This window comes from Otoolea muris, from assembly GCF_943193115.1.
Taxonomy (GTDB): Bacteria; Bacillota; Clostridia; order Lachnospirales; family Lachnospiraceae; genus Otoolea; species Otoolea muris.
Genome location: NZ_CALPCY010000025.1, coordinates 1 through 24,665, shown reverse-complemented (window position 1 = coordinate 24,665; position 24,665 = coordinate 1). Strand labels below are relative to the sequence as shown.

26 protein-coding genes and 2 tRNA genes are annotated in these 24,665 nt (G+C 55.4%); 20 read left to right on the top strand and 8 right to left on the bottom strand.

All coding sequences use genetic code 11. From position 1 onward, the window contains the following. The first annotated feature begins 559 nt into the window (after positions 1-559). From NFS31_RS15235 to NFS31_RS15195, 9 genes are all read left to right on the top strand, one after another. Positions 560-2,140 carry a GTPase gene (locus tag NFS31_RS15235; protein WP_251496730.1) on the top strand — a complete coding sequence of 527 codons (1,581 nt, stop codon included), beginning with the start codon at positions 560-562 and terminating at the stop codon, positions 2,138-2,140. Between the two features lie 28 nt (positions 2,141-2,168). After that, entirely contained in the window at positions 2,169-3,059 is an 891-nt protein-coding gene (locus NFS31_RS15230; protein WP_251496726.1) for a GTPase, read from the top strand. Positions 3,060-3,075: 16 nt separating this feature from the next. Further along, positions 3,076-3,486 carry a hypothetical protein gene (locus NFS31_RS15225; protein ID WP_251496723.1) on the top strand — a complete coding sequence of 137 codons (411 nt, stop codon included), beginning with the start codon at positions 3,076-3,078 and terminating at the stop codon, positions 3,484-3,486. A 2-nt stretch (positions 3,487-3,488) separates the two neighbouring features. Next, positions 3,489-5,249, top strand: coding sequence for a P-loop NTPase family protein (locus NFS31_RS15220; protein WP_251496718.1), 1,761 nt, complete (start codon positions 3,489-3,491; stop codon positions 5,247-5,249). A gap of 35 nt (positions 5,250-5,284) precedes the next feature. Next, complete coding sequence (locus tag NFS31_RS15215) at positions 5,285-6,412, top strand: radical SAM/SPASM domain-containing protein (protein WP_251496715.1); 1,128 nt, start codon at positions 5,285-5,287, stop codon at positions 6,410-6,412. Position 6,413: 1 nt separating this feature from the next. Beyond that, positions 6,414-8,114 carry a B12-binding domain-containing radical SAM protein gene (locus NFS31_RS15210; protein WP_251496713.1) on the top strand — a complete coding sequence of 567 codons (1,701 nt, stop codon included), beginning with the start codon at positions 6,414-6,416 and terminating at the stop codon, positions 8,112-8,114. Positions 8,115-8,278: 164 nt separating this feature from the next. Beyond that, entirely contained in the window at positions 8,279-9,127 is an 849-nt protein-coding gene (locus NFS31_RS15205) for a hypothetical protein (protein WP_251496707.1), read from the top strand. Next, positions 9,124-10,539 (top strand): hypothetical protein, encoded by a 1,416-nt coding sequence (locus NFS31_RS15200; RefSeq protein WP_251496699.1) that lies wholly within the window; start codon positions 9,124-9,126, stop codon positions 10,537-10,539. Before NFS31_RS15205 ends, NFS31_RS15200 begins: the two co-directional genes overlap by 4 nt. Before the next feature lie 97 nt (positions 10,540-10,636). Next, a complete protein-coding gene (locus NFS31_RS15195; protein ID WP_251496696.1) occupies positions 10,637-11,740 on the top strand; it encodes a helix-turn-helix transcriptional regulator in 1,104 nt (367 codons plus the stop codon). 119 nt (positions 11,741-11,859) lie between these two features. Here NFS31_RS15195 and NFS31_RS27805 read toward each other — a convergent pair whose 3' ends face one another. Beyond that, a complete protein-coding gene (locus NFS31_RS27805; protein WP_334303097.1) occupies positions 11,860-12,012 on the bottom strand; it encodes a DUF6783 domain-containing protein in 153 nt (50 codons plus the stop codon). Positions 12,013-12,048: 36 nt separating this feature from the next. On the opposite strand from NFS31_RS27805, the gene NFS31_RS15190 reads away from it, so the two are divergent. The 5 genes from NFS31_RS15190 to NFS31_RS27795 all read left to right on the top strand — a co-directional run bounded on the left by NFS31_RS15190 (position 12,049) and on the right by NFS31_RS27795 (position 15,199). After that, positions 12,049-12,321: an SIR2 family protein gene (locus NFS31_RS15190; RefSeq protein ID WP_251496693.1), complete on the top strand. Its 273-nt coding sequence runs from the start codon at positions 12,049-12,051 to the stop codon at positions 12,319-12,321. Beyond that, positions 12,318-14,180 (top strand): ATP-binding protein, encoded by a 1,863-nt coding sequence (locus NFS31_RS15185; RefSeq protein ID WP_251496690.1) that lies wholly within the window; start codon positions 12,318-12,320, stop codon positions 14,178-14,180. The genes NFS31_RS15190 and NFS31_RS15185 overlap by 4 nt, the downstream gene beginning before the upstream one ends. Positions 14,181-14,364: 184 nt before the next feature. Continuing rightward, a complete protein-coding gene (locus NFS31_RS27800) occupies positions 14,365-14,562 on the top strand; it encodes a type II toxin-antitoxin system death-on-curing family toxin (protein WP_334303096.1) in 198 nt (65 codons plus the stop codon). 72 nt (positions 14,563-14,634) lie between these two features. After that, complete coding sequence (locus NFS31_RS15175) at positions 14,635-14,808, top strand: hypothetical protein (protein ID WP_251496687.1); 174 nt, start codon at positions 14,635-14,637, stop codon at positions 14,806-14,808. Then, entirely contained in the window at positions 14,795-15,199 is a 405-nt protein-coding gene (locus NFS31_RS27795) for a type II toxin-antitoxin system RelE/ParE family toxin (protein WP_251496684.1), read from the top strand. Before NFS31_RS15175 ends, NFS31_RS27795 begins: the two co-directional genes overlap by 14 nt. Here NFS31_RS27795 and NFS31_RS15165 read toward each other — a convergent pair. The 4 genes from NFS31_RS15165 to NFS31_RS15150 form a co-directional block, all read right to left on the bottom strand. Continuing rightward, on the bottom strand, positions 15,115-15,489 hold the full coding sequence (locus NFS31_RS15165) for a hypothetical protein (RefSeq protein WP_251496835.1): 375 nt from the start codon (positions 15,487-15,489) through the stop codon (positions 15,115-15,117). The genes NFS31_RS27795 and NFS31_RS15165 overlap by 85 nt on opposite strands. A gap of 153 nt (positions 15,490-15,642) precedes the next feature. Then, positions 15,643-15,726: transfer RNA gene (locus NFS31_RS15160), tRNA-Leu, on the bottom strand. 146 nt (positions 15,727-15,872) lie between these two features. Further along, entirely contained in the window at positions 15,873-17,291 is a 1,419-nt protein-coding gene (locus tag NFS31_RS15155; RefSeq protein ID WP_251496681.1) for an MATE family efflux transporter, read from the bottom strand. Further along, entirely contained in the window at positions 17,281-17,766 is a 486-nt protein-coding gene (locus NFS31_RS15150; RefSeq protein ID WP_251496679.1) for a MarR family winged helix-turn-helix transcriptional regulator, read from the bottom strand. The genes NFS31_RS15155 and NFS31_RS15150 overlap by 11 nt, the downstream gene beginning before the upstream one ends. A gap of 691 nt (positions 17,767-18,457) precedes the next feature. On the opposite strand from NFS31_RS15150, the gene NFS31_RS15145 reads away from it, so the two are divergent. From NFS31_RS15145 to NFS31_RS15130, 4 genes are all read left to right on the top strand, one after another. Continuing rightward, positions 18,458-18,658 (top strand): hypothetical protein, encoded by a 201-nt coding sequence (locus tag NFS31_RS15145; protein ID WP_251496677.1) that lies wholly within the window; start codon positions 18,458-18,460, stop codon positions 18,656-18,658. A 205-nt stretch (positions 18,659-18,863) separates the two neighbouring features. After that, positions 18,864-19,901 (top strand): stage V sporulation protein AD, encoded by a 1,038-nt coding sequence (locus tag NFS31_RS15140; RefSeq protein ID WP_251496674.1) that lies wholly within the window; start codon positions 18,864-18,866, stop codon positions 19,899-19,901. Positions 19,902-20,023: 122 nt separating this feature from the next. Next, a complete protein-coding gene (locus NFS31_RS15135) occupies positions 20,024-20,380 on the top strand; it encodes a SpoVA/SpoVAEb family sporulation membrane protein (protein ID WP_251496823.1) in 357 nt (118 codons plus the stop codon). A 252-nt stretch (positions 20,381-20,632) separates the two neighbouring features. Next, positions 20,633-20,712: transfer RNA gene (locus NFS31_RS15130), tRNA-Leu, on the top strand. Between the two features lie 21 nt (positions 20,713-20,733). On the opposite strand, the gene NFS31_RS15125 is transcribed toward NFS31_RS15130, so the two are convergent. Beyond that, positions 20,734-20,973, bottom strand: a complete 240-nt coding sequence (locus NFS31_RS15125) for an acyl carrier protein (RefSeq protein WP_251496671.1) — start codon at positions 20,971-20,973, stop codon at positions 20,734-20,736. Positions 20,974-21,417: 444 nt separating this feature from the next. Between NFS31_RS15125 and NFS31_RS15120 the strand changes: the two genes are divergently transcribed. After that, a complete protein-coding gene (locus NFS31_RS15120; RefSeq protein WP_251496667.1) occupies positions 21,418-23,550 on the top strand; it encodes a glycogen debranching protein in 2,133 nt (710 codons plus the stop codon). A 33-nt stretch (positions 23,551-23,583) separates the two neighbouring features. Here NFS31_RS15120 and NFS31_RS27790 read toward each other — a convergent pair whose 3' ends face one another. Beyond that, a complete protein-coding gene (locus NFS31_RS27790) occupies positions 23,584-23,787 on the bottom strand; it encodes a DUF6783 domain-containing protein (RefSeq protein WP_416389469.1) in 204 nt (67 codons plus the stop codon). On the opposite strand from NFS31_RS27790, the gene NFS31_RS27785 reads away from it, so the two are divergent. Then, positions 23,731-23,874 carry a DUF6783 domain-containing protein gene (locus NFS31_RS27785; RefSeq protein WP_334303095.1) on the top strand — a complete coding sequence of 48 codons (144 nt, stop codon included), beginning with the start codon at positions 23,731-23,733 and terminating at the stop codon, positions 23,872-23,874. The two genes, NFS31_RS27790 and NFS31_RS27785, sit on opposite strands and share 57 nt — an antisense overlap. Here NFS31_RS27785 and NFS31_RS15115 read toward each other — a convergent pair. Further along, a complete protein-coding gene (locus NFS31_RS15115; protein WP_251496664.1) occupies positions 23,838-24,560 on the bottom strand; it encodes a hypothetical protein in 723 nt (240 codons plus the stop codon). The two genes, NFS31_RS27785 and NFS31_RS15115, sit on opposite strands and share 37 nt — an antisense overlap. Between the last annotated feature and the right edge of the window lie 105 nt (positions 24,561-24,665).

Sequence of the window (24,665 nt, the reverse complement as noted above, 5' to 3'; positions counted from 1 at the left end):
ATATAAAAAAGGATGTACGGGCCGTTTCAGCGGCGGTACATCCTTTTTTTTGAGGGGTTAATGGTTTACGTAATGTTTTATCTCATGAAAAAGGGGGATTGCCGGCAGTTTAATTTGGGGGGAACTGCCGGCAAGAGTATGAAAAACTTTGAAAAGGACTTCTTGCCTGTTCATTTATTACTATACAGGATAAATGTGACAGAAATTTGAGCGCGGAATAAATTATTTCTAAATTTCCTTAATGAATTGGGAAGTTTCTATAAGAAAATGGGCAGGGGGCGCCTGGATGGATTTCCGGTAGGGGGGGAAAGTTCGTTACAGTGACATATGCTGTCATTGGTAATGTGTATAATGAAGGTATGAGCTGCTGTTTATGGGGGGAATCATTTTGTTGAGGGAGAAATCTGGCGGCTCTCTCACGATAAACCACGGCTTGCATATATTTCTCTAAAGATAATCTAAATGAGATTGCCCGGCAAACAGCAGCGCTACAGCTCACAGGCCAGCCAAAGGCCGCGTGAAGCGTATCACAGTATTTTACGACAGGGAGGACTATGGGATGGCAGAACAGGTCATGGAAAAAAAGAAGGACATCGCCTCAAAGCTGAACAGCGTCGCCGAAGGCTTTCTTCAGCTTGCCGGGGAGGACTTCGCGGATGATTTCAGCTACTTTTCGGAAAAGATCGGGAAAAATGTGGTGGCTCTGCTCGACGTGGGCAAGCCGAAGGTGATGGTGTACGGCATTTATAACAGCGGCAAGAGCACGCTTATCAATTCTCTGTGCAGGGAAGAGGTGGCTGAGACGGCGGACCGGCCGATGACGGCTCAGATCGCGGAGTATGACAGGGGCGATTATTTTCTCGTGGATTCGCCGGGGGTGAATGCGCCGATTGAGCATGAGATCGTGACGGAGGAGTATTTGAATCAGTGCCACATCATTTTGTTTGTGATCAGCAGCCGGGGATTGTTTGAGGACAGGACGAATTATGAGAAGCTGGCGAAGCTGATGGAAAAGGGGATCCCGTTTGTGATTGTGTTAAATGACAGGGGATGTCCGATTGATAAGCGCTGGAATGAGGAGCAGAAGAAGCGGGCGCGCTTTGATCACGATCAGGAGCTTAAGGTGATCCAGTATAAGATTATTAAGAACCTGACAAAGGAGAGCGGGGATCAGCGGATTGCGGATCGGTATGAGGTGGTCACGCTGAATGCGAAAAAGGCGTGGACCGGCGTGGTGAAGGACAAGCCGCAGCTCTATGAGGCGAGCGGCGTGGAGTTTCTGGAACGGCGTATTTCCCAACTGCTCAGCAATGACGCGTCTGTGGCCGCGGTGTTCCAGCAGCCGATCCTCAACTTAAAGGAGTGCTTTAATGAGGCGGAGAAACGGATCACGCAGGAGATGAGCGGCAATGCGTCAGAGGATTTTGCGATGCGCCTGCACGTCCTGGAGAGTAAGAGGGACAATATCATGCAGGATATGAGAGTCCTGACGCGCCAGGCGGTCAGAAGCCGCGTGGAGGAGCTGGCGAATTCGTATGTAAACGGCGACGGGGATATCTTTGAGACGATCGCGAATTCCATTTTCATGGACGTGGACGACCGCTACTGTGCAAAAGTAAACGAGCTTCTGGTCTATGTGGATCAGAATTTCCGGGATTTGAATCTGTACCGGGACAGTGTGTCGAACCTGATGTTTGACTCAGAGGGGAGGACAGGCAGCGCGCTGCCGGAGGAGGACGTGACGGACGCCGGGCCGGGCATGGAGGAGACAACGCTTCCCCCGGAAAAGCCGGGATTCTTTGATTTCCTGAAATCGAGGAAGAAGCGCGAGCGGGAGCGGCAGGAGAGGCTGGAGCGGGAGGCGCAGCTTCGCAATGAGCGGGTGCAGTACGAGATCCAGGAGAAAATCCGCAGGAAGCAGGAGGCGCGGCAGTTGGCGGAGAGCGATCTGGATATCCTGTACAGGGAGTTTAATGACATCGTGAACGCCGGCATGGATGAGAAGTACGATGAGCTGATCTCGCAGATCCAGGAGATCGACTGCCTGAATAAGCAGGCGCAGGAGGACGGACGGCGGCGGATGGAGCGGATCAGGGAGCTCAGGAAAGCGCTGTCTGCCATTGAGAATTCACTGAACTGACGGAAATGCGGAAGGAATGTTTCATAAGATGAAATTATCACAGCAGGATTTGAAATCCATAGAGAAATATTGCGGGGAGGAGTACGCGAAGCGGTGCAGGGCGCTTATAGAGAGGCAGAAGAATGATAAGGTGCGGATCGTGAATACCGGCATGGTCAGCTCCGGCAAGAGCAGCCTTTATAATGCGCTGATTGACAGCGGCGGGGAGTATTTCCCGACCGGGGCGGCGAGGACGACGACCAGGGCGGATTACTTTGACTGCGGCCCCATCTCCTATGTGGACACGCCGGGGATTGACGTCAGGAGCGAGGACGACGCGCTGGCGTTTGACACCATTATGGAAGCGGACCGGATCCTGATGGTCCACAATATCCGCACCGGGCCGCTGAACCGCAGCGAGGCGGCGTGGCTTGAGCGGATCGCGCGGGGGATGGAGGATTCCGGCGGCGGGCGGCTGGTCTTTGCGCTCTCCTGGATCGATACCCGGGAAAAGGAAGCGGATTACGGCGAACTGGTCGAAAATGTGAAGAAACAGGTGTTTGAGATCGCGGGCGCGGAGATCCCGTTTTTTGAGGTGTCCGTGAAAAAATATCAGCAGGGGATCGAGAAGGATAAAGAGATCCTCGTCAGGAACAGCGGCGTGGGGGCTTTAAAGGAGTATCTGGAAGCCTCCGCGGCATCGTATCTGGAGATGAAACGCGATGTGGATCAGAGGGAGTTCGCGGCGCTGATGGGGGAAATACGCGCGATTCTCTGCGAGAAGAGGGACAGCCGGGAAAAGGAGAAAAAGGCCATCCTGAAAAAGGCCCGCGACCGGCATAAATCCAGAAAGAGCGCCTGGAACGTGGTGTATGATTATTTTTCGGCGCAGAGAAAGCGGCTTGCGGATCTGGAGAGCGAGCTTAAACAGATCGTATAACAGGAGGGAAGGTTCCATGGCGGTTATAGGAGCGGTGATTGGCGCCGGTGTTTTGGGAGCGGTGATTTACGATAATTACGGCAACTACGGCAATTACAGCGATTACGATAATTACAGCAATTACTCAGACGCGGCCGAGCGCAGCCGGAGGCGCAGGGAGGCGAAGAACCAGGAGATTGACGGGCAGAAGCTGGAGATCAACGCGTACAAAGCTAACAGCGTCAATGAATATCTGAGTTCAGAGACGCTGAAGCGCCAGAGCGGCGTTACGGTCAGCGTAAAAGAGGTAAAGGAAGACGGGGACGCGGTGATCAGCGGGGCGGTGCAGCGTGATTCGGAGCGCGGCAGCGCGGGGGTGAACGCGGAGCTCGATGAGATTGATAAGGTTTTGACAAAGATAGATAAGATTCTGAAAGAAGGGGAATGAACATGGGGATGATGGAGTGTGTCAACACGTTTGTGGATACCATGCTCGCTGAGCAGAGCAAATTTGAGGCCATGCAGAATGAGATCACGAGACGGGAGGACGAGGTTCTCGCCGTGCTGCGGCTTTTGGAGCGAAATGAGAAGGAGATCATTGACGCCATCGGCGGCGAGATCACAGAGAGCGGGGATGAGGCGATGCAGGCGATCTTTGCCATGACGTCAGAAAGCCTGTTTGAAACCATGTCCGAGGCGAACCGCCGGATCGGGGAGGCGGTCAGGGGCATGACGTTTATTCACGATTTTGAAAAGCATTTCACCGTGTCCGTGTTCGGCAAGGTGAAGGCGGGCAAGAGCTACATCGGCAATTTCGTGATGGGCCAGCCGCTGCGGAAGGCGGGCATCGCCAGCTCCTATGACCGGCTGGAGGATATGACGGTGCATGTCTATGACAGGGGAAAGGTGTATGAGCAGAAAAAGCTCAGCACCGCCGCCGAGGAGCGGGAGTGCAACGGGGAAGAATTCTATGTGGACAAAAATGAGGCGACCAGCACGATCCAGTGGGTCAATATCGGCGGCATGTGCTGGTTCGACACCCCGGGCATCGGGAGCGTGACGCTGGAGAATGAGGAGCTGGCCAAGGAGTATGTGAAGAATTCGGATCTGGTGATCTTTGCGTGCAATTCCGACGCCGCCGGGACGAGGCAGGAGTTTTCGGAGATCCGGCAGCTCCACGATATGGACAAGCCGCTTCTTCTTCTGCTCACGCAGTCGGACGCGTACGATTACGATGTGGACGACGACGGGGAGGAGATAAGCGTCCTGGGGCCGAAATCTGAGAAGGACCGGCAGGATCAGGAGAATTACATGAAGGAGACGCTGCGGGAGCAGAACATGGAGGACGTCCTCCGCTATGCGGATATCCTGACCGTTTCCGCCCTTCTGGCCTCAGAGGCGCTGGCAAACGGCGATGAAACCATGTTTGAGCAGAGCAATATGGGAAAGCTTTTGGACAAGCTGACGAGCATCACGAAAAACGAGGCCGCGGACATGAAGCGAGGCACGCCGAAGAGCCGCATCAATGAGCTGATCGACAGTATGATAACGGATTTGAGCGGCGTGGCACGGGAGATCGAGACATACTGCCTGGGCATTGAGGACAGCAAGAGGGCGCTCGCCGAGCGGAAGGACTGGATGGTGGAGCAGGTACGCGCGTCCGTCAATGTGCGGGTGCTGGAGATCGTCGGACAGGCCAAATCAGAGGTGGAGAGCGGGGGCGGAACAGTCAGTGAACAGGAGCTGTCGGACCGGGTCAACCAGGCCGTCGTCGAAACCGTGCAGAAGGTATGCCTGGAGGAGGCGCTGAGCCAGAGCGGGGCGGTTCCGCCGATTGAGATAAAGCTGACCGGGATCGGCGACATGAAGATGAAGCAGGACAAAATCCCCTATCAGTACGTAAGCGTCCGCCAGGTGGAACGCGATCCGGAAGGGCTGTTTGAAAAAATTGGCAGTAAGTGGTTCCATAAAACGTATTATACATCTGAAAAGCGTACGGAAACCCGGTATTCCACCTTTGATATCGGTGTAAATGACAATGAGGTCGCCCAGAATATCGTCCTCCAGCTCGCCGCGGTCTTCTCCGACACGGTGGATCACTATATTGAATACCTCACAAAGGGGTATTACGGGCCGGTGGAAACCCTGCAGAGAAGGACCACGGGCGAGATCCGGACGGCGATCGCAAGCCTTGAGGAGATGAGGATGTAAATGCTGACCATGGTTATAGAGGAGATGAGGATGAAATGCTGACCGTGGTTATAAAGGCGGCGAACGGCTGCAACTTAGCCTGTAGCTATTGTTCTGTGGGCGAAAAGACCGGATGCCGGCGCGCGGACGGGCCGAGGATGGAGGAGCTGCTGCTCTACGCCTGCCGGGCCGCCGCGGCGCGCGGGGAGACGGCGCTTCATGTGATTCTGCACGGCGGGGAGCCGACGCTGGTGGATGCGGGGGCCTACCGCCTGGCGATCGGCCGGGCGAGGGCAGAATTCCCCAAACTGGATATACGGCTGTCCATGCAGTCAAACGGCCTGTCCATTGGGGAGGATATGCTCGCTCTGATCCGTGAGTATGACATCCACATGGGGATATCCCTGGACGGTTCTCAGGAAATCCATGATTCGCAGCGCAAAAGCGCGGGCGGAGCGCCCACGTACCGCCGGGCAGTGGAAAACATCGGACGGCTGGAACGCGCCGGGGCGCATCCCTCCTGCCTGATGGTGCTGACCAGATCCGCCCTGGATAAGGGGTATGCGTATCTGGCATTTTTTGAGGAGCGCGGGCTTTCTTTAAAGATCAATCCCCTCCTGCCCTGCGGCGGAGCGGCCGCCCATCCGGAGCTGGCGCTGCGGCCGGGCGATTATGCGTCGTATCTCATCGGTTTATACGAATATGTGCTGGAGCGGGATATCCGCGTGTCAGTCGCGCCGATCGAGCCTATCCTTTACGCGATCGTCCACGGACAGGGGATCCGCGAGTGCTCCTTTCAGGAGGAGTGCAGCCGCCGTTTTCTGTGCCTGGACGATCTGGGGAATATCTACCCGTGCGGGAAATGCGCGGATATGGACCGCTTCCGGCTGGGAACGATATGGACAACCCCGCCCGGAGAGCTGGGGGAACACCCTGTCCTGCGCGCCCTGGCCGCCCGGCGCGGGGAGAGGCTGCCGGCGGCGTGCCGCTCCTGCCGCTTTGTGAACCTGTGCCACGGCGGCTGCAGCGCGCAGGCGGCCATGGACGGAGATGTAAGCGCAGCGCCCGCGCTGTGCGCGGATTACCGCATGCTGTTTTCCTATTTCCATGGCGAGGGGCTTAAGCGCTTAAGACAGGAGCTTAAGCGGCACAGGGAGAGGCTTCTTAAGAAGATTGGGGGATGAAATGGATTACGATTTGCTTCTCATCAATGTATCCAGGGATCAGAGCGGCCTGTCCGGGGCCTTTAAGGACAGCATCGGCCAGTATCTGATCGCGTCGTACTTGAGGCAGAGGGACTTTAAGGCGTTTGTCTGGTCCGGGGACGCGGGGGCCTGTAAGCGGATCCTGGAGCGGGAGATCGGCGGGGGACGGACCGCGATCGCCGGGTTTTACGCGGCCGCGGACAACATCCGCGTGGCCGGGCATGTGATTAAGTGGCTTAAAACCGTGTACCCCCAGTGCAAAACCATTATCGGCGGGCCGCAGGCGGCGGGGCTTGACTATGCGTTCTTTGAGAGCACGGGAAACGATTTTGCCATCCTGGGAGAGGGGGAGATACCGGTGTATTACCTCCTCCGGGCGCTGGTGGACGGGACGGCCAGGCTTGAGGAGGTCCCGTCGCTTATCATGCGCGATGACCGGGAGAGGCTGCTGATCGTGAACCGGTGTGAGAACGCGGCCGTGACGGATCTCGACAGCCTCGGCTACCCAAGGGAGGAGGACAGCCTGACCGGGCGGCTCCGCCAGGGGGAGGTGGCCGGGATCCTGACCGGGCGGGGATGCCCGTTCCGGTGCTCCTTCTGCTATGAGGGGGCCAATGCAAAGAATGTCCGCTTCCGGAGCATTCAGAGCGTCATGGAGGAGATTGACTACATCCGGGCCCGGAACAGCCGGCTTCGCTTTATCTCCGTCTATGACGATACGTTTACGCTGAGCCGCAGCCGGATTCTGGAGTTTTGCCGGGAGATCCGCAAACGGGATTTGCTGTGGTTCTGCGAGGGGCACATCGCGTTCGCGGCCGGGCAGCCGGAGCTTTTGAGGGAAATGATCGCCTCGGGCCTTTCGTGCATCCAGTTCGGCATTGAGAGCGGCTCGAAAAAGGTTCTCGACGCATACGGAAAGCACACGGATTTTGACATGATCGTCAGGGCTGTAAAGCAGTGCAAGCGGCTGGGGATCCACAGCGTGACCGGGAATTTTATCATCGGCGGCGCATTTGAGTCAGAGGAGACGATTGAGGAGAGCAAACGCCTGGCCGGGGAGCTGATCCGTGCGGCAAAGGGAATTATCGAGCTGTATGCCGTCTATTTCGCGCCGTATCCCAACACGCGGATGGCCAGGGAGCCGGAGCGCTTTGGCATGACAATTCATGAGGAAGCGCAGGAGATGCGCCTGAACACCATGCGGACGCCTGTGGCCGGCACAACGGCGCTTTCAAGAAACGCGATCTATGATATCAGGCAGGACTTTGACCGGTTCCTGAGGGAGGAGTACCAGAGGGCCGCGGCAGCGCCGCGAAAGGCCGATGTGCTGCAGGGCTTATGCCACAACGGGAAGCGGATCAGCGTGAATCCGACCTGGGAGCGGCTCTATCTCGCTATGCCGCACATCGCGGTATTTGTGGAGCATCTGGCAGAGGAGGAGCAGCGGTTTGACGAAAACGGCTATATCATCCGCACCTTTGAGGACGTGAAGATAAACGGCGGCGTCCTGGAATCCGGCGCGGGCGTGTTTGAAGGGCTTGAAAAGGACATTCTCGCGTATGCCACAGGCATTTATTCGGCTTCGGAGATGGCAAAGCGCTTCGGCGCGCCGATCGGGGCGGTTGAGGAATGCTTTTATGCGCTGAATGAACGGTGCCTGGCGTATATGGCGCAGTTCTGATATTTTCTGGCGTCTTTGGCATGCGGGACGTGTGATATTCTCTGGCGTCCTCCGGGTATCCGGCGCGTTTTGCGCTATGTTGTGCCGGGGCATACTTCAGACACGCTTCGGACGGGCGGGAGAAGGCCCGGTACAGAACATTTGTAAAAGAAAGAGGGGGAATTATGCTCAACAGTGATTACAGGGATGCGGCCGCGCGGGATCTGGAAAAGGCGGATGCGGCCTACGGGGCGGCTTTTAAAAAGGCGGCCATGGATATGGAGCGCCTGCACAATTCGAGGCTGACGGCGATTCGGACCATTCAGCACATGGAGCGGTATATTGTGGCGCTGGCAAACCGGCCGCGGGATTTTGACAGGCAGTTGGGCGAGATCCGGCTGCGGTATGTGCGCTTCCAGGATACGTGCAGGCAGTTGAGGGAGGCGGAGCAGCGCGGGCAGGAGACGGCCGTGGGCTTTGGCATGGCCGGGGCCCTGGGCGGGGCCGGCGTGGCGGCGCTGGGGCCGACGGCGGCCATGTCGGTTGCCATGACATTCGGGACCGCCTCAACGGGGACTGCGATCGCCTCCCTTTCCGGTGCGGCGGCCACGAATGCCGCCCTGGCCTGGCTGGGAGGAGGCGCGCTGGCGGCTGGCGGCGGGGGCGTGCTGGCCGGGCAGACCTTCCTTGCGCTGGCCGGGCCGGTGGGCTGGGTGATCAGCGGCGTTTCCCTGGCCGGCTGCCTGCTGGCGGTGAATCTCTCCAACCAGGAGATCGCCAGGAGGACCGAGGAGAGCGTGGCGGCCATCAAAAAGGAGATGGAGCGTATCAAGGAGATCGATGCGCAGGTTTTGTGCTGGAATAAAGAGACAAAAGCGCTGTCAAACGCGATCATGAACCGTTTAAGCCATATCCGCGCAAACCGCAAGCGGGATTACACGGCATTCACGGACGACGAGATGAACGAGCTGGTCAGCCTGTTCAATTCCACTGAGGTTTTGTCACGGAAAATCGGGGAGACGATGAAGCAATGAGCTCGTATGAACTGGCGCTTGACAGGCGCGCAAAGGAAATCGAATGGGAAAATGATACGTGTGATCAATACGACTACAGGATCGCCGCCTTCTGCGGTCTGGCGGCCGGAGTAATCGACGCGCTCTTTGTGGGCGCTCCTGGCCAGGGGGCGCTTGGCCGACTGACAGACAAGGGCGCGGACGCGCTCGTGCAGAAGATCGCGGTCATGCTCTGGAAGGGAGATAAGCGAAGCAGCGCCGGCGGAAGGCCGAGGCGCGCGCCGGATACCCTGGAGAGGGCCATTTCCTATCTTGAACAGGCGTTTCCGGTAAATTACGACGCCAGGTACGCGGCGGATTTAAGGGATACGGGCGGCGCGCTTTCCTCCATGGCGGCCAAAAACCATCACCTTTTGTCCCTGGCGCATTCCCCTGACCTCATCGGACTGATTTTTTCGATCCTCGACCAGTTTACGGGCGGCGCCTCCTTTCTTTATAAAGGCAGGGTGATCCGGCTGATCCCCGTAAAGGATGCCAGGGGAAATAAGACTGCCTATATGCAGGGAACGACGTTTTCTTCAAAGCTGTTTTGCGGTATCTGCAACTGGCTGGGACACCTGGCGTCGGATCTGTGCGGTTCCAGCTCGACGAGAAGAGAGGGAAAAACCGGCCGCGGCGCGGGGCTGCCGATCCCCTTTTACAACCTGCTCCTGCTGATGAATTTCGGCAATTTCGACGGCGCGTCCTTTGCGGAGCTGGCGGTGAAGGTCTTTGAAGAGGGTTATGACCTAAGGCACGGCGCGGCGATGGCCGTTCCCGTGATGGTTGAGGAGTGCTCGATCAAGCTTATCTGGGCCCTGAAACGCCGCTTTTATGCGGGAAAGGACTGGAGCGAATGTATCCCGTCCTCCAAACACGCGGATTTGCGGATTATGCTTCTGGTGGGAAACGCCGCCCTGTGCCTCGTGGACGCCGCCGACGCGGCCATACGCGCCGCCGTCAGCGGGGGCAGTCCCCTGACGTTTGTGCTGCACTTAAACCTGATCGCCTGGGCCAGGCTCATTACGCTGATCTTTAAAGAGCTGCGCATCCGCTACGGCGCGGGGGTGGACGGGGCGTTCGCACAGTATCTGGCCGCGGCGGGGTTAAACGACGCGTACGCGCTCCGGCAGTATTATGAGCGCATGAACCGGCTGGACGCCACACTGGAACAAAAGCTTACGGAATTTGTAAGGGAGACGGAAAAAGAGTACGAACGCTTTATAAACGGCGTGAACCAGAGCCTGAATCCGGCCTGCGGCACGCCGCGGCAGAGGCAGGAGGCGAGCGTCGCATTTGCCCGGCGCCACGGCGCGGCGCCGGAGCGGATCATGGAGACGCCGGAGCAGTTGCGGGAATGGCTGGGGGGCGCGGACAGGCAGAAGAAGCGCTGACGGGAGGCGATCCACAGGAAATTGCCCCCGGCGCCTCCCCGCGCCTGATGCTGTGAGATTCCGGGCGCACATCAGAAGAACACAGGGGGAAAGGACAGTGGCAGACGAATATTTGACGGAAAGCGGAAGCGGGGAGACGGACAAGAGCGGCGCGGCGCAGCCATGCGCCGGGAAATGGGTGAAAAGCAGCCGCACGCTTGATCTGTATGCAAGGCTGTGCGAGGGCGGCTGTATCAATAAGCGGGAGGAGGCCAGGCGCTTCGGGGTGGACGGGCGGTCGATCCAGAGGGATATCGACGACATTCGGGGCTTTCTTGCGGAACGCGCCGTTTCCGACAGCGGGGAGAAGCGGGAGATCCTCTATGACCGGAGCAAAAGAAGCTTTATCATGGCCGGCTCCGGCGACTGCCTGATGTCGGACAGCGAGGCCCTGGCTGTCTCTAAGATCCTGCTGGAGAGCCGGGCGTTTACGAAAAAAGAGCTCGGCCGCATTCTTGACAAGATGATAGCCGGGTGCGTGCCGCAGGCGAACAGGAGGCCCGCGGCAGAGCTGATATCGAATGAGATGTACCACTATGTGGAGCTGGAGCACGGATCATCGGTGCTGGATAAGTTGTGGGAGCTTGGCAAAATTATCAGACAGAATAAACTTTTGGAAATTTCATACCAGAAAATGTCTGCCGGCGGCGGGATCGTGAAACGGATCGTGCAGCCGGCTGCAATCATGTTTTCAGAGTATTATTTTTATTTAAATGCGTTTATGGTGGAACGGGAGGAGAGAGGCAGGTATAAACGGAAGTATGCGTATCCGACGGTTTACAGGATTGACCGCGTCAGGGAATACCGGGAGATAAAGGGGAAGGCGGACGCGGCATACACGGATCGCTTTGAGGAGGGGGAATTCCGCAAGCGCGTGCAGTTCATGTACCCCGGAGCGCTCATGAAGCTGCAGTTTCGGTATACCGGGAAAAGCATCGAGGCCATACTGGACCGGCTGCCGACGGCCAGGGTCGTGGAGGCGGACGGGGATGAAGATGGGGATAAGAGGGGATATGTGGTGGAGGCGGAGGTGTATGGGAACGGAATCCTGATGTGGCTTTTGAGCCAGGGAAGCGCTGTTGAGGTTCTGCGGCCGGAGTCGGTGAGGGAGGAGATGAAGCGGATTTTGACGGAGATGCTGGGGAGGTATGATGGGGGATGATGTAATGATATTAAAAATAAAGAAAATACAGATATACAGGTGTTTCAGACAGCAATGAAAGAGTATATGCATTCTGGTGGGAAAAATCTTCCGAATCTGATGGATTATGCATCAAAACTTCATGTAGAAAAAGAAGTCAGAAAATATACGGAGGTCATGCTATGATTAGAGCGTGTTTGAAAATTGCTTTCTGGTAGCTGTGCGTGCCACTTTGTGGGAGATTTGTGCCAAATGAACGCGGCGTAGTGGGCTACGTTAAGTGAATTTGGCACAAATATACCGCGAAGTGGGGCGTGCAGATGCCAGGAATGAATTTTCAAACACGCTCTAGGGAGGATTACAACGAGTTTTTTGAGAAGAGCAAATACCTCTATGCCAAGATTCTGACCCTGTTCTGCGAATGCCCGCTGATTTTTATGGGCTACAGCGTGAGCGACCGGAATATCAGGGATGTGCTCACCACCATTGTGAACGCGCTGCCGCCGTCTGAGGAGGAAAAATTCAGGGAGCATGTCTGGATCCTGGGCTGGAGCGGGGAGGCGGGGAGGAGCGCGTCTGCAAAAAGAAGATCGAACTGTTGAACGGCAGCAGCCTGGAAGCAGCCTGCTTTGACCTTTACGATTACACGGAATTTTTCCGCGCCATCCGCTCCGTGACCGAAACACGCCGCCACAGGGAATTGAAATTCAGCATATCAGAGGATGTGATTGAGCTTCTCATCCGGCCCCTGTACGGGCGGCAGGACAGCCTGAAGGCAGCGGTGCGGGAGCTTTTGCAGAACGCCCTCGACGCCTGTCGGATGAAGAAAAAGGAAAAGGAAGAGCGCGGGGAGAAGGAAAGCGGCGCGGAGATCACCGTGCGCCTGGAGAAAGGGGGGGAGGATCGGTTCCTGGAGATCCGCGACAATGGGATCGGCATGGACGCAGAGGACGTCCGATCCCATTTTCTCACAGTGGGGAAGACCAACAAAAGGAACAGGAGGCTGGGAACCGTGGGGAAATACGGGATCGGCGTCCTGTCTGTTTTTCTAGCGGGTGATTATGCAGAGGTTTACACAAAAAAGGAAGGGGAGGAGCCCCTCGCATTCAAGCTGTACATAAAGGACAGCCAGAAGCAGGTGTCCTGGATAGAGGAGGGCCGCGCGGCGGGCCGGGGGAGCGCGGGGCGCTTCGGCGATGGTTCCGGGACCGCGGTCCGTCTCCGCCTTGACGACGCGCAGAGGGCCCGGCTTGGGGAAACGAACCCCCCGGACGGCCTGCTCCCGCTTTTTGGCCTTGACGCGTACATGACAGAGGAAGGGACGCGGATCACGGTCACAGAAGCGTCCGCGGGCTTTACCGCCATCCTGCCGTCCCTGCCGCCGGAAGCGTCCTTCTACCGGGTAAACGACGAGATCCGGATCTACCGCGCCGGATGGCCGGCCGCCGGTACGGCCGGGGAGGAGGAGACGGATGCGGACAGCGCGGCCCGTGGGCCGGAAAAGGGCAAAGAGCGCATCTGCTCCCGCAAAAACACCGTATTTTTTAACGGCATGATATCCCCGGCCACATTCAACTGGGGCGGGTATACGATGCTGCAAAAGAAAGCGATCCCTTTCATCGCCCTGAACATCGCGAACCTCGACGAGCGGGAGGGCGAATTCGGCGTCGCCCTTTCCAGGGAGAGCGCGGAGTTGTCCGGATCCATCGCAGAGGGGATCGCGCGGGGGATTTATGACATGGAGACGGATAAGGCGGCAGACCTTATAAAAAGCAGGGCGGACAGCCTGCGTGAGGAAAAGGCCGGGGCGGAGGGCTTAAAGGACACGCTGCAGAGAGAATGCGCTGTATTCGGGGGCTGCGATATCCTGCTGGAAGCCATGCAGGAGGGGGAGAGGAAGGGGTGCCAGCGCCTTCTGGTAAGCGCAGACAGGAACCTTAGGCATCTGGAGCTGTGGGGAAGAGGTGGCCGGGCGGAGGAGATCTTCTGCGATCCGCAGAGACGCCCGCTCCGGCTCTGCGGGTATTCGATGAGCAAACGGGAAATCGCGGATATCATCGAAGAGGAACGTCTGATCGCGATTTCGGTTCGCTACCTGGACGATTATATCGGAAACGCCACAGGGCCGTCGAACGGGTTGCGCGCGGAAGCAGTGAGGAGGATCCTGAAAGCCGTGGGAGTCAATTATTCACAGGAGCGGGACACCAGCGAAAAGCTGTGGGATTTTATCAGGCGCAGGAGGGAGTACGTCCGGAGCCAGTATACCGGGAAAAGCGACCAGGGGCTTCTGTGGCTGAAAGAAGAGTTTAAAAATTCATACGAACATCAGTTTGACAATGAACGCCTCATCCTTTTTGATTCCTCCTGGCTGGAGAATCCGGCGGATCCGGCCTTCTGCGCGGTGCTGAAGGAGAAAATCAAAAGACAGGGCCTTGCGGATCTGATCCGCGTTCAGGGATAAAACAACGCGGTTTGGCAGGAATGCCAGTCCGCCCCCGCCGGCTTTAGCCGGCCGGGGGGGGGTACTTTATGCAAGTTTAATAAAAGCCACTGGAGGAATTAACGGTATTCGTGATGAAGGATTGCTGGATTTGGCGTTAAATAATCCGTTTCAGTCATTTGGCGGAAAATAGCTTTATCCAGGCATTCAGGCAAAGGCGGCGCGTCTTTGTTTTGGATTAGTAAAAAATCATACAATGCTAGACGGAAACAAAAGACTTGGCGCGCATGTTATGTTAGTTTTTCTTGCATTAAATGGATATGAATTGTCTTACAGCCAAAAGAAGTTGATAGAAATGATAAAAAACTTGATTCATAGATGGGACTATGGTATTCTAAATTAAGAAGTATTTATTATTGAAAAAAGGAGCATTTTTTCAATAATCATGAATTGCAAGAAGAAAGCAGGTGAGTTTATGGCATATGCATTACAAGATGAAAAAGCGAACGAAACAATCAATTACGAAAAAATGCTTAAAATGCTTGACCGGGGCATTGACGATATGGAAGCCGGAAGAGAATTGCCTTTAACAGAAGCTTTTGTTAAAATTACTGAATTAAGGAACAGGCGGAGAAATGCAGAGGTATAAAGTTACCGTAACGTGGGAAGCGGTCTATGATATAGCCGAAATTGCAGATTATATAGAAGCGCAGTTTGGGATAGCGAGGGCTGACCGCTTTCAGGAAGAGATAAAGGAGCGTTTGGATAAAATTGAAATATTAGGCGGTATTTTTGGAAAGACATATCTATGTTATCGTGGATATTCCATTTACAAGAACCCATTTCCGCCGTCTATTATTTTTTACATTATCATTGAATCAGAAAAAGAAATCCATGTCTTAAGGGTGTTGAGAGAGGAACGTGATTGGGAAAGCATTCTTACAAGGCAACGTGATTATACATACTCCGAACCTACCATAAACCAAAATTCATCCCCCTCTTTTTCAGTCCAAAAATACAATCCGCTATCAGCAGACTGAAAAGCCTTATCTTTCCAGCATTCGTGCTTCAAATCTGTTTTATCCTCAGTTGCATCAGACTGTACGGGGATTTCTGTAAATTCTTCCCGTTGCGGTGTAATATCATTATTCATTGTGTTGGCTATAGTTTCACTATCCCTTTTCAAAAGAGAGCCAAAAACTATGATACAAATTAAGATAACCGCTACAAAGCCAATCATTACTAATCCGTATTTTCTATCTTTTTTATCCGTAGCCTTATTCTTATTACCGTTTTCTGTAGGAGTTCCACAGTTCGGACAGTATTTCATATCCGTAAAATCAGTACCACAATAAGAGGGGCTTCGCCCCTCTTAACTACTCGCTTCAAAAGGACATTTAGTTATGGGTCGGATAGACCCTCTGTTGGGTCTGTCCGACCCATTAAAAAAAACCCTTGTAAACCGAAATTTACAAGGGTTTAGTGCGGGAGATGGGACTTGAACCCACACGAGCATACACCCACAAGATCCTTAGTCTTGCCTGTCTGCCAATTCCAGCACTCCCGCATTTGGTGATTTCCTCACCAACGAAAATTAGTATAGCATATAATTTTCGGAAATGCAACTACTTTTTTCCTTTTTTTGATATTTTTTTACTCGCGCCGTAACCGTTCAGATAACCTCTGAACGGTTACCTCGCGCCGCCTGAACAGTTACTGCGCCCGGCCAAAGTATTTTTTATAGGTATACAGAAACAGGATGACGGCCAGCGCCGTGGAGAGGTAGTCCGCGGCGGGCTGGGCGGCGGCGAGCATGGGGGCCGTGTCGAACAGGCGGCGAAACGTCAGCAGGATAGGGATATAGAGCAGGCCCTGCCGGCTGACGGAGAGGATCAGGGAGGGGATCGCCGCGCCGGTGGACTGGATGGCGTTGATAAGTACAAACAGCAGTCCCATGACCGGGCCGGAGTATATGTAGATGCGGGCGAATGCGATGCCGTATCCGGAGGCGTCCGGGTTGTCTAAAAAGGCGTATACCAGGGGGCCTGCGCCGAGATAGCAGACAGCGGTCATGATAAGGCTTAAGCCAAGGGCGAGGCAGAGCGAAAATTTGAGTACGTCCGTATAGCGCTTCCTGTTTCCCGCGCCGAAGCAGTAGCCTAAAAGGGGCTGGATGCCGCTGCCCAGGCCGATCAGCAGCATGACGACGATCATATTGACCTTCATGGCAACGCCGAGCCCGGCCACGGTCATATCGCCGAAGCGCGACATGATGTTGTTTGTGATGATATTCGAGGCGCTCATGAGGATGCTGTTTAAAGAGGCGGGGACGCCGATGGCGAGCACGCCCGCGGCGATTCCGTCCTTTGCCGTGTAATCCTTTGGGCGGATGGAGAGCAGCGTTTTTCCGGACAGCAGGTGGCAAAGGTAAAACAGCGCGGCGACGACATTTCCGATCACCGTGGCAATGGCCGCGCCGGCCACATTCCAGCCAAGCCCCAGGATCATGACCGGGTCTAAGATGATGTTGGCCAGATTTCCGATGATCATGCCCATCATGGCGGTCCTTGCGTTTCCCTCGGCGCGGATGATGTTGCTGAAGCTGTTGCCGATGATCAGGGAGGGGATCCCGGCGGCGACGATGTTTAAGTATTGGGAGGTATAGCCCAGCGTGTCTTCGCTGGCCCCGATGGCGCGGCAGATGGGATCCGCAAACAGCCATATGAATGCCATGGCGATGACGCCGATGGCCAGTCCGGTCCAGAAACAGAAGGAGGACGCGCGCTTTGCCTTCTGTGGATTCCCCTCTCCCAGCATGCGGGATATCAGCGACGTGCCGCCGATGCCGAACAGCATGCCGACCGCCATAAAGAGCAGGAAGGCGGGCGTGGCAATGGATACGGCGGCTACCATGTAGGCGTCCTTTGTCTGTCCGATAAAAAAGGTATCGGCCAGATTGTAGACGAGCACCATGATCATACTGACAATGGAGGGCACGATGTTGCTGATAACCGCTTTGGGGACAGGGGCGTCCCGGAAGATTCCGGTTGATTTGTCCGCGGCGCTTTCGCTGCCCTGCGCGGGGCGCGCGGCTGTCTGCTCTGTGTAATTCGATGTGTGTTTATGTTGCATGTGTATCCTCTCCTTTGCATGGTTTTACAGGCTCCCCCGCCGCGTTGTCCGGCTCGTTTTGGCGGAGGTTGCTGTATATCTTAAGGAGCGATCGCTCCAGGATTTCCAAATCGGTTGCGGGTATGCCGGCGCAGAGAAGGGATTCGTGCTCCGCGTGGATGCCGAGATGATTTTTCATGGCCGTGAACCCTTTTTGGGTGAGCAGAATCGCTTTGCGCCGGGAATCCGCCGGGGGTTCTTCGCGGCGGATCAGCTCCTTTTTTTCCAGGATCTTTAATACGTGGATGACGCTGGTGTGTTTTACGCCGAAAAAAGCGGCGATGCCGGACAGGGTGTTTTGATCGCCTTTATGGAAATAGAGGTATTCCAGGATATCGATCTGCGTGCTGGTCAGGTTGCAGTCCCGGTATTCGTAGTTCCTCCGGCGTTCCAGGAGGATGTGGATTTTTTTCAGGTAAAGGCCGATTTGGTTCATGGCAGTCCTTTCTGTGATTGGTTTGTTACAAGTGATATGTATTTTCTTGTAGCATGCTACATTATAACGTAGCATGCTACATATGTCAAGAGGGAAAATGGCGTAACGGCTCAGACAGTTCCTTACTGTTCACACACCAGCCAATGCGAGGTGTTTTTTGTGAGTGCAGCGCAGCGGAAGTCACGGAAAACCCGAGGGCAGGGAATACGGCCATTTGATTTGCCTGCAGCGAAGTGCTATACTTGTCATAACAGTTCCTTACAGTCAACTCTCCCGCTGCAGGCAACGGAGTTGTTGGCCCCCGCGGCAGTCGCCAAATGTGCATGCAGGCATGCCTGCCTGGCAACTGCCCGCGGGAACAAAGGAACAGATTTCGGAGGGATACAGAAGGTGAGAAAACCATGGTTTTCAAGGTGTTTTCGCAGTTGTGTTAATTGGAAACGCGCGTTTGTGCGGCTCTGTTTCATGTTTCCCGTATACGGGCTGGTATGCGGATGCGGGTATTCGGGGGAGGAAAGACAGCGGATGCGCGAAATTGAGCAGAGGGGAGGGGAATACGCGGCGCGGTATGTGCGGGAGAAATACGGTTTTACGCCGGAAATCCGTCAGGTGACGGCCTGCACGGAGCGCGGCGGCGCCGGGTGAGCTGCTTTCACAGGTGTATTCGGTTCGGACAAAGGAGCGGGGAGAGGTGGTGGTTTATATACCGGCAGAGCTGTTTTCCCAGCGCGGGGCAGGGGGTTCGGTGTGGATCCGTCATTTTTATGAGGGGAAATGGCGGCAGTATGAGCCGAATCTGAAGGCGACAGCGGACCGGGCCTACCGCTTTTTTACGTTTTACGGCGTCGATGGGGGAAATTTTGATTTTGCATTTTGGAAGGGCGGGCGCTGAATACGCCTGTTTATGGACAGGCAGGGGCGCGGCTGCTGACAAAATTTGCCATGCATATTGTGACAGAGACGGGACAAATTATGGGATAGATACGATAAATACAGGAGAGCCGCATCTGTAACCGTTCAGGGGATTTGAACGGCTGCAGCGTTTTTTCTGTTTGGTTAAAATGGATATATGCGGGAAATATGCATGGGAAGGAGCAATGGGAATGCAGAAGGGTAAGGCAAGCCTTTGGTATGAGACGCCGCCTGTGATCGCAGCGGCAGCTTCGATCGTGGGGGAAAAGGAGGGCGAGGGGCCTCTGGCGGGCTGTTTTGACCGGATCGAGACGGACGCCATGTTCGGGAAGAAAACGTGGGAGGAAGCCGAGAGCGAGCTGCAGCGCCAGACCGCGCTTTTGTGCCTTGAGAAGGCGAAGCGGGCGGAGACGGAGATCCGCTACCTGTTCGCAGGGGATCTGCTGGGGCAGATCGTGGCCACCTCGTTTGGCGTGCAGGAGCTGGAGATCCCCCTGTTCGGCCTGTACGGGGCCTGTTCGACCATGGGGGAGGCGATGGCGCTCGGCTCTATGACGGTCAATGCGGGCTATGCGGACCGGGTGCTTGCCATGGCGTCCAGCCATTTTGCGTCAGCAGAACGCCAGTTCCGGTTTCCGCTGGCTTATGGGAACCAGCGGCCTCTTTCCACGACATGGACCGTGACCGGCTGCGGCTGCGTGATGGTGGCCAGGGAGGGGGAGGAACATCCGCAGGCTGGGGAAAAGCCCTATGCGCGTATCAGGGGCGTTACGACCGGAAAGATTGTGGACATGGATTCCAGGGATTCGATGAATATGGGGGCTGCCATGGCCATGGCGGCGGTGGACACGATTCTGCAGAATTTCCGCGATCTGGAGGTGGTTCCCGGGTATTATGACCGGATCATCACCGGCGACCTGGGGGTGGTCGGGCAGAAGATTCTGTTTGATATTATGGAAGCCGCGGGGTATGACATCCGGGGAATCCATATGGACTGCGGGATCGAGATCTTTGACAGCGCCGCGCAGGATACCCACTCGGGCGGGAGCGGCTGCGGCTGTTCGGCTGTCACGCTGTGCGGAAGCATTCTCCCAAAGCTTCAGAGCGGGGAGTGGAAGAGGGCGCTGTTTGTGCCGACCGGCGCGCTGCTCTCCCAGATCAGCTTTAACGAGGGGCAGAATGTTCCGGGAATCGCCCATGCGGTTGTCCTGGAGCATATGTAGCATACGGGAATCGCCCATGCGGTTGTCTGGGGCATATGTAGCGCAGAGGAAACCGCCGGGCGCGCCGTCTGCGCGGTTAAGAGGACGGCGGAATAAAAAGGAGGTCAAATTATATGGAGGCAATGGATTATCTGAAGGCGTTTCTGGCAGGGGGAGCGATCTGCGGGGCGGTTCAGATTTTAATGGATAAAACAAAGATGATGCCGGGGCGCATTATGGTGCTTTTAGTGGTGGCCGGGAGCATCCTCGGCGGGATCGGCCTTTACGAGCCCTTTTCCAAATGGGCCGGGGCGGGCGCGACGGTTCCGCTTCTCGGGTTTGGAAACACGCTCTGGAAAGGCGTGAAGGAGGCGATTGACGCAGAAGGCGCGCTCGGGCTTTTTAAAGGCGGGTTTAAGGCCGGGGCGGCGGGGATCGCGGCGGCGCTCATCTTTGGCTACGCGGGGTCGCTGGTGTTTAAGCCGAAGATGAAGAGCTGAGGCGCAGCCGTTCAGAGTGATCGGAACGGCGGTAACAGTTCAGATAGGTCAGCGCGTTCACCGCACTGACCGTACGAAAACATAGTGGTTACGAGCATACGGCCCTATCGCCTCAGGCGATTCCGAATGGCCGTATGCCGTAACAGTTCAGGGTTATCTGAACTGTTACGAACGGCGGGTTATACGCAATGTTATGCGAAACAAAGGATTGACAACCGTGGGACAGTCCGATATAATAGAGCCGTTAAACCAGCGGATATGGCGGAATTGGCAGACGCGCCAGATTTAGGTTCTGGTGGGAGACCGTGCAGGTTCGATTCCTGTTATCCGCATCAAAAAACCCTTGTGTGAAATCAGGGGTTTTTTGTATTTGCGCCCTGTCCGCCTCTTCGGATCCGTTCCATGATATCCGAGATGGCGACGATGTCCGGAAATTCGGCCTCGTCAATCTCAATTCCAAACTGATCTTCGATCTGCGTTAAAAAATACACAATCGTAAAGGAATCCAGTTCCAAATCCTCAATGATGGCCGAGGACTCTGTGACGGGCCTGTCTGTATAATCCTTTAATATTTCCCTGATTTGTTCGAGCATTGTCTTTCCTCCTGATGAAATGCGGCGGCTCTTTGACGGTTTTTTGCGGGAAGGCGTTTTTCTGCTGCATAGACAGCGCCCGCCTGCTCCGTCTGCCGGCGCGGTTCGATCTATCGATTCGGTTTTCGCGTAACTGTTGAAACGCAGCGGCTACGCTCTTCTTACTGTTCACGGGGCTCATCTTCTTGTACGGCGTAGCCGTACAAGAAGCATCGGGCGTCCGCCTGATGGGGAAAACTGGCGGAAAACAGCCTTACAAGCGAGCTTGACGTCTGTTTTCCGCCAGTTTTCCCCGCCCTGTGAACTGTAACAATTATTATAGCAAATTGCAGTAAAAAAGTAATGCTTTTTTATCCATTTTCCGTTATAATATACATTGAGACAATGCCTGGCCTCATCCGGCGGGCCTTGTTATTTTCGGATGACTACAAAGGAGTGCATGCTATGCTGAATTCTACGAACAACTCAATCGGCACGTTTCATATGGTTCCTATGGATGTGATCGAGGGCTTTGAGGTCAGGCCGGGCCTTTATGAGCTGAACGGGGCGATGGCGATCCCGGTGGGGGTGAATTTCACGATCCATTCCCATGGGGCGACGTCATGCGAGCTTCTCTTATTCCACCGCATGGAGGATACGCCGTACGCGGTGCTTAAGTTTCCGGAGCGCTACCGCATCGGAAATGTATATTCCATGATTGTGTTTGGCCTTCATATTACGGATTTTGAATATGCATACCGGCTGGACGGCCCTTACAATCCGTCAAAGGGGCTTTTATTTAATAAGGACAACATTCTGCTGGACATCTATGCCAAGGCGGTCACGGGCCAGAGCGTGTGGGGCACGGAAAATAAGAAGGGAAGCTTTTATAAGGCCCGGGTGGTACAGGACAATTTTGACTGGGGCAATGAGCCGAACCCTCTGATCCCCATGGAGGATCTGGTGATTTATGAGCTGCACGTAAGGGGCTTTACGAGGCACGGCTCGTCCGGCGTTTCCTTCCCGGGGACCTTTTCGGGCGTGATGGAGAAGATCCCCTATTTAAAAGAGCTGGGCGTCAATGCCGTGGAACTGATGCCGGTCTTTGAATTTGACGAGATGAAAGACTGCCGGGAGGTGAACGGCAGGAAGGTGCTGGATTACTGGGGCTATAATACAGTCAGCTTTTTTGCGCCCAATACCAGCTACACGAGCCAGCCGGAGTATAACCGGGAGGGGAATGAGCTGAAGAACCTGATCAAGGCCCTTCATGAGAATGGGATCGAGTGCTTCCTGGATGTGGTGTTTAACCACACGGCCGAGGGGAATGAACAGGGCCCCAGCTTTTCGTTCAAAGGCTTTGACAACAATATTTACTATATGCTTACCCCGGACGGGTATTACTACAATTTCAGCGGCTGCGGCAATACCTTAAACTGCAACCACCCCATTGTGCGCCAGATGATCCTGGACTGCCTGCGCTACTGGGCTGTCTCGTACCATGTGGACGGCTTCCGCTTCGACCTGGCCAGCATCCTGGGGCGCAACCAGGACGGCGCGCCGATGAGCAACCCGCCGCTTTTGCAGGCGCTGGCCTTTGATCCGCTCCTGGGTAATGTGAAGCTGGTCGCCGAGGCGTGGGACGCGGGCGGGCTCTACCAGGTAGGAAGCTTCCCGGCCTGGAACCGCTGGACGGAGTGGAACGGCAAATACAGGGATGACATGCGCGATTACTTAAAAGGGGACTACGGCCTCTCCTCCGTGGCGGCGCAGCGGATCACAGGCTCCCGCGATCTGTATGATCCGGTCTTCCGGGGACACAATGCGTCCGTGAATTTCTTAAACTGCCACGACGGCTTTACGCTGTGGGACATGTATTCCTACAGCCGCAAGCACAATGAGGATAATGGATGGTGCAATGTGGACGGAAGCGACGACAACCGGAGCTGGAACTGCGGCGTCGAGGGGGACACGGATGACGGGGAGATCCTGGCGCTTCGCAGAAGGCTGGCCAAAAACGCCATGACGGCGCTGCTGATGAGCCGCGGCACGCCCATGTTCCTCTCCGGGGATGAGTTCTTGAACACGCAGTACGGAAATAATAACGCGTACTGCCAGGATAATGAGGTGTCGTGGCTGGACTGGGATTTCCTGAAACAGAACGGGGAGCATTTCCGCTATGTGAAGCATATGATTAAGCTGCGCAAGGAACACGATGTGGTGCGCAAATATGCCGGCTGCTGCTCCTTCGGCTTCCCGGAGATCCAGGTAATCCGGCCGGATCAGCGGACCAAGGTCCTGTGCATCGTCTATGCAGGCCGCAACCACGACGACACAGAGGATGATGTGATTGCCCTGGCGATCAATCCGTACTGGGAGGATCAGCCCTGTTTCCTGCCGGCCGCGCCGCACTGGCTGAAATGGAAGATCGAGGCGGACACGTCCTTACAGTATCTGCCCGGGGGCGCGCCGGATCCGGCGCAGCCGGCGTTTCTGGACGGCTGCCAGGTTACGATGGGGCCGCGCTCCGCGCTGGTTTTGACGGCGGTGTCGGCTTTGGAGGAGAAGCCGGTTTCTCATCTCTCAATAAGGGGATAAAAAAAGGCGGAAAAAAACAAAGGAGGATCCGGTTCAATCCGCCTCCTTTGTTTTCTTCCGCCTGTCCGCTGGTATATATCGGCTAGAGCGTGTTTGAAAATTGCTTTCTGGTAGCTGTGCGTGCCACTTTGTGGGAGATTTGTGCCAAATGAACGCGGCGTAGTGGGCTACGTTAAGTGAATTTGGCACAAATATACCGCGAAGTGGGGCGTGCAGATGCCAGGAATGAATTTTCAAACACGCTCTAGGCCGGCTTCCATGCTGTGGCTGTGCTGTGAAGCTGTGCATTACTCTAAATCAGCTAAGACGGCCAGCTCTGCGTAAAGGGATTCTCTGACAACCTGCATGGCATAGTCTGCGGCAAGCAGCCTGTCTGTCACATCCGCCCGCCCTTTCAGACAGGCGTTCCTGGCCTGAGAAAACAGATGTTCCACCTGTCCTGCCGAAGACTCGAGCAGGGAGAGCATTCTGTCGTGATTTTCCATATCGTCCTTTGGAATTTCCACATGTTCACACTCTATTGTCCGTTCCCGCAGGACAGCGATCGCAGAATCCATATCTGCCAGAAATTCCATTTTTTCTGCCCTGACAGCGTTCCTGTAAGCGGAATATTCATGGATCCGTTCCCCGTAGTGATCAACCAGATCATATATTTTTTCCAGAACAGCGTCAATCTGTCCGGTGTCCTCAATTTTATATGTTTCCGGTATCCCGACATCCTCCTGATATGCAGCGCTTCCCCTGCGGTTTGTCAGGATGCAGCAGCCGCAGACGGCGGCCTCCCTGGGGATGCGGTCTTTTCCCGGATGATCGCCAAAATCGACGTACAGCCTGGCCTGGCACATCAGACTGGCCATCTCCAAAGGCTGATAGCCGCTCAGCGGCTCCCACCTGATATCGTTCCGGCAGGCCCTTATAACAGGCTCTAAATGATGGTAGCCTTTGCTTGGATTATAGAGGCAGAGTTTTTTTCTCTCATAGGTCTTTTGATGGAATGCGGCGAATTCCATTATATCGTCATTTATGAAGTCTTTGAGCGGGGGAGACTGTCCGAAAACTCGGACAGTTATAGAATGAAAAAAGGGTAGATACATCCGGACAAAAACGGATGATTT